Consider the following 4971-nt stretch of genomic DNA (forward strand, 5'->3'; position numbering starts at 1 on the left):
TCTTATGATGTGGATCAGAACGAAGATAAACGCTCCTTATTTTAACAGCTGTTTCGATATGGTGAGTGTCCGTTGCATCATAGATACCTTTCCCTGCCCGTGTTTCAAACACCACATCACGGCTTTCGTTAAAGTAAAAACTTTCCCTCTCACAAAAACGAATAGCAGCAAAAATACTTTCTTGGATTTGTGCTACATACTCGTCCGTAATGTCATCAATCTCATCTTGAATAACAGACACAAGATATTGATTTATAATGATAATCTAGCGTTATTCATATTGAATTAGACACCCGAATAACGTAAGATTCTCTCATTTCAAATCTGTTTATCTTGAATCAATCAAAACCACTTACTTGCACGTCACAAGCGGGGTTGATGTGTGGGTAAAAATTGTACAAGAAAGGAGTAAAAATGGTTCTTATGAATCGTCTTAATGCAAGATCTGTCGCAACATTGGGAGCTGGTAAATATAATGATGGTGCCGGCTTGCTTCTTCACAAACGTAAAGATGGTGGTGCTCAATGGCTTTATCGTTATACCATTCATGGTCGGCGCCGCGAAATGGGCTTGGGAGCGTTGCGAGATGTCTCTTTAAAACAAGCCCGTGAATTGGCAACTGGGTGGCGGGCTGTTTTACGTGAGGGGCGTGACCCTATTAAAGAACGCAACAAACAAAAGCGTGAGGCAATGCGCAATCTCCATTACTTAAAAGATATTGCTCTAGATGCTTTTGAAAGCCGTAAAGCTGAATTAAAAGATGATGGCAAGGCTTGTGATTGGTTTTTACATTTACGCCTCCATATTCTCCCTAAATTAGGCTGTCTACCCGTTTCAGAGATTACACAAACAGAGATACGCGATACCCTTGCCCCTATTTGGCATACAAAAGCTGGAACTGCTCGAACAGCACTGATGCGTCTTAATCTTTGTCTCAAACATGCGGCTGCATTAGGGTTAGATGTTGATTTACAAGCAACAACAAAAGCACGCGCTCTTTTAGGCAAACAACGTCATAAAAAACAAAGCTTACCAGCCATGGATTGGAGAGATGTGCCGGCTTTTTACCAATTTCTCTGTAAAACAACAACTATAAAACATTTAGCTTTGCGTCTGCTTATTCTGACAGGTGTCCGTACTAATCCTTTACGTCATATTCATAAAGATCAAGTTGATGGCGATATATGGACTATTCCTGCTGAAAATATGAAAGGAAAGCGTGATGCTACAACAGAGTTTCGCGTGCCCCTATCATCTGAAGCAATAAAAATAATTGAACAAGCCCGCTGTATCTCTAAAAGTGATTTCATCTTTTCACTTACCGGTCGTGGTCCTCTTTCACATACGATGATGGCAGCGTATATGAGAAAAAATAAAATTGAAGCCTGCCCCCATGGTTTTCGCTCTAGTTTACGCGATTGGCTTGCTGAAACAACCGATGCCCCCTATGAGGTCGCTGAAACCATTTTAGCTCATACGGTAGGCGGACAAGTAGAGCGTGCCTATCGTCGTACTGACTATCTAGAACAGCGTCGTATCTATATGGATAAATGGGCGGCTTATGTCACCGGTCAATCTTAAGATATGGGGTGAATAACCCCATGATCTGTGGATAACTTTCTCTCTCTTCTCTCTCATTCTTTCTCAATAAGACTCATAAATTATCACATGAGAATTTATATGATAAAATATTGTTTTCTATAAATAAAATACCTTCAAAAATGAACCAAAATGTGCTTAATAAATAGGCATGATTTGGTTCTATTTTTTACTATGAAAGGATTTTAGAATGACTGAAAATGATATTCTTTTAACTGACCGTGAAAGTGCAAAATTGCTTCATATGAGTGTCTCAACATTCCGTCGTCATGTTACCAATGGCTCTCTCCCAAAACCCTTAAAATTTGGTTTTTTATCCCGTTGGTTACAATCGGATCTCTTAAATGTAATCGAACAAGCAAAACAGCAACGTTATAACGACGTGGCATAAAAAAAACCTTGTCACGTAAGGACGGACAAGGCTTTCTCAAATTCACAATCCTAGAGATAGCACAATCCGTCCTGTGACGCAACGTTATAGGATTAAAAATGATGTGTTCTTTTAAGAATGCGCAGGGTATTACACGTGCCTTGCGTGGTACTTGGCATGGGCGTTATGGAAGCCAACCAATCAAAAATACTTTAGCTGATTTTACCTTTGCTACGCGTGCTTATAGCCAAGCCTTTGAGGTCCTTATGAGGCAAGCTCCCTACGGTCTAGATTTCAATGATGTTTTGATACTGAAAGGTATAAATAAATGAGAGAGAATAAAAACAATATTGTCGATACCAACAATCAAAATGTTTCATGCAATGATAACGATAATGTTTCTTTAAATAATAATACTTGTTTAGATGCTATTCCTTATAAACAAGCATTGCAACAAAACGGTTGGGGGGAATTAAAACCACTTGAGTATACTCTCTTACCCGTCGAGCCTTTTCATGCTGCGCAAATGCCTTTAACTTTAAGTCGCTATGTTTATGACGTTGCTGACCGTCAACAAGCGCCTCTCGATTTTGTGGCTGTCGCTGCTTTGTGTGGCTTGGCTGCTCTCATTGGCAATGGCGTGCGGGTTGCTCCAAAACAATATGATGATTGGATTGTGGTGCCTAATCTCTGGGGGGCTCTGATTGGTCAATCATCAACATTCAAAACACCAACCATGAAAGCCGCTTTAGCTCCTATCACTTGCCTTCAAAAGCAATGGTATAAAGACTGGTTAAAGCAAAAAGAGAGACAAGAAATTGAAGAGAGACTTGAAACTTTAGACAAACGAGAAAAGGAAAGACAAGCCAATAAAGCGATAAGAAAAGGAGAGTGTGAAACAGCCCGTGCTCTTTTGTATGAAACGCTCTCTAAAGACAATACGCATGATGATGATATCTCTCGTTTTATTGTCAATGATACGAGCGTGGAAAAGCTTGGGGAACTCTTAAAAGAAAACCCCCGTGGTCTCTTGATGGTGCGTGATGAATTATCCGGTTTCTTAACAGATATGGAACGGAAGGAATATCAAACAGACCGTGCCTTTTATTTGGAAGCTTTTAATGGAGATGGTCAATTTACTTATGACCGGATTGGGCGTGGAACCATTTTTATTCCCAATGCAACCGTCTCTATTATAGGGGGCATTCAACCCTCTCGCATTCTGCCCTTTATACGCAATGTTTTATATGGCAAAGGCAATGATGGTTTCTTACAACGCTTTCAAATGCTTGTCTTTCCCGATGAGACAAAAGATTGGAAGTAGGTTGATAGACCTCCCAATCAAGAGGCATGGGAAACTTATGAAGGGGCATTTCGTTCTCTTTATGATAAACCCCTTGGTTCACCAGAACACCCTCTTGTGATGCGCTTTTCTGCTGAAGCTCAAGAGATCTTTCGTGAATGGATGCAAAAGATTTTTAAAGAAGCCAAAGAGAACAACCTTTCTGAAAGCTTACAAGCGCATCTTTTGAAAATGCCTAAGACCATAGTAAGTCTTGCGTTGATTTTTGAATTAACCGAAGGGGGGCGTTTTGAAATCAATAAAGATGCTCTTCAAACAGCCTTGCGATGGGAAAAATATTTGTTAAGTCATGTCAAAAGACTTTATGCGGCGGCGGATAGCTTAGCAACAGAGGGGGCAAAATTGATTGTCGAGCGTTGTAATCATTTACCCGATGTCTTTACTTTACGTGATATTCATCAAAGAAATTGGACCGGTTTAACAGATAATAGAACCGTTAAGCAAGCTTTAGAGCTCTTATGTCGTTCCAATCATATTCGTCAAATAGCAAGTGAAAATAGCTCTCAAAGCGGTCGCCCTACCATACGTTATGAATGGCATCCTTTCGTTAAAAACAACTGCATCAAACAATGAAGTCATTGTAATCTTTTGTTATCCTTAAAACCTTCAAAGATCTTATCGTACCAACAAAGGGTTTACGAAGTATCTTTGAGGGTTTTTGTTTTATCATTTTTTAAAGAAGAGACATACAGAGGTTCTTTTAAATCTTGTGTCTAAAGATATCCAACACACAACCTCTATAGGTTTTGAAGGGGTTTTGAGTTTTGAGGGTTGCTGCTATTATGTAAAAAAACGATAAAAAGTAAAAATATTATATTTCAATAGGTTAATATTTTATAGACCTTAAAAAAAACAACCTATATTGATAACACAACCTATAAATTCAACCAATAATATACGTTTTGAGGGGGTTTTGACGGTTTTTACACCTTCAAAACCTATAAGCAAAATTCGTAATAAAACTCATCAAAATACTTACTTTGATATCTTAAAAGCCCATAGTGAATTTGTCTTTTTTATCATAAAACGAATAGCAAATTTCACTATTTTGCTGATCTTATCCCATGTCATAGGCTGTTGATAAGCAGCCTTTTAAACCCCTTTTGAAAAATATCCGCTTTTTTTATCAGTTTTTTTCCATTTTTATCGTTATTTGCTTTAAGTCAATTTAATTGAATTCGTTTTGATTCTTTTGATGATTATTGATCATCTCATAAGGCAAGGGATTTTTATTACAATATGCTGCAATCTATTAACTCTGATAATGAACACGTCACTTTACGCTCCCTTTTACAATCCTATCGTGAACAGGCAACATCAAATGCTCTACGAGGGAAAGTGTTTGAAGATTTTGTGACAAAATATCTTATGTATGACCCTCTCCACTATGGGAGATATGAAAAAGTTGAGAGCTATTATGAATGGGCTAAAGAGCGTGAAGGTTGGAATAAAAATGATATCGGCATTGATCTGGTGGCAAAGCTTCGTCATCAAGAGGGATATGTGGCTATCCAATGTAAGTTTTATAAAGCTGACCATCAGATCAGTAAAAAAGATATTGATAGCTTTATCGCGGCATCTGGAAAAGACATCTTTAAATATCGTCTTCTCGTTGATACCACAGAAGTGGAATTAAGTG

General features: G+C 38.3%; 4 protein-coding genes and 2 pseudogenes. 5 read left to right on the forward strand and 1 reads right to left on the reverse strand.

Translation table 11 applies throughout. The annotated features are described in order from the left end of the window. Nucleotides 1-247 (reverse strand): annotated as a pseudogene (locus tag PVV66_RS09035) (hypothetical protein); the annotation flags it as partial. Between the two features lie 167 nt (nt 248-414). Between PVV66_RS09035 and PVV66_RS09040 the strand changes: the two are divergent. The 5 genes and pseudogenes from PVV66_RS09040 to PVV66_RS09060 form a co-directional block, all read left to right on the forward strand. Beyond that, nucleotides 415-1581: a site-specific integrase gene (locus tag PVV66_RS09040; RefSeq protein ID WP_273719514.1), complete on the forward strand. Its 1167-nt coding sequence runs from the start codon at nt 415-417 to the stop codon at nt 1579-1581. Between the two features lie 208 nt (nt 1582-1789). Then, the gene (locus PVV66_RS09045; protein WP_007347430.1) at nt 1790-1990 is read left to right on the forward strand and encodes an AlpA family transcriptional regulator; all 201 of its coding nucleotides are present in this window, start codon (nt 1790-1792) and stop codon (nt 1988-1990) included. Between the two features lie 98 nt (nt 1991-2088). Further along, nucleotides 2089-2301, forward strand: a complete 213-nt coding sequence (locus PVV66_RS09050) for a hypothetical protein (RefSeq protein WP_273719518.1) — start codon at nt 2089-2091, stop codon at nt 2299-2301. After that, nucleotides 2298-3905: pseudogene (locus PVV66_RS09055) on the forward strand (YfjI family protein). Before PVV66_RS09050 ends, PVV66_RS09055 begins: the two are co-directional and overlap by 4 nt. 666 nt (nt 3906-4571) lie before the next feature. Beyond that, nucleotides 4572-4971: restriction endonuclease (locus tag PVV66_RS09060; RefSeq protein WP_273719520.1), on the forward strand; the 400-nt coding region annotated here is incomplete at its 3' end.

It is taken from the genome of Bartonella sp. AU16XJBT (assembly GCF_028618665.1).
In the GTDB taxonomy this organism is placed as follows: domain Bacteria; phylum Pseudomonadota; class Alphaproteobacteria; order Rhizobiales; family Rhizobiaceae; genus Bartonella.

Bases quoted from the DNA above. Each gene is read 5' to 3' on its own strand.
- PVV66_RS09040 (WP_273719514.1), top strand. From the start codon at position 415: ATGGTTCTTATGAATCGTCTTAATGCAAGATCTGTCGCAACATTGGGA.
- PVV66_RS09045 (WP_007347430.1), top strand. From the start codon at position 1,790: ATGACTGAAAATGATATTCTTTTAACTGACCGTGAAAGTGCAAAATTG.
- PVV66_RS09050 (WP_273719518.1), top strand. From the start codon at position 2,089: ATGATGTGTTCTTTTAAGAATGCGCAGGGTATTACACGTGCCTTGCGT.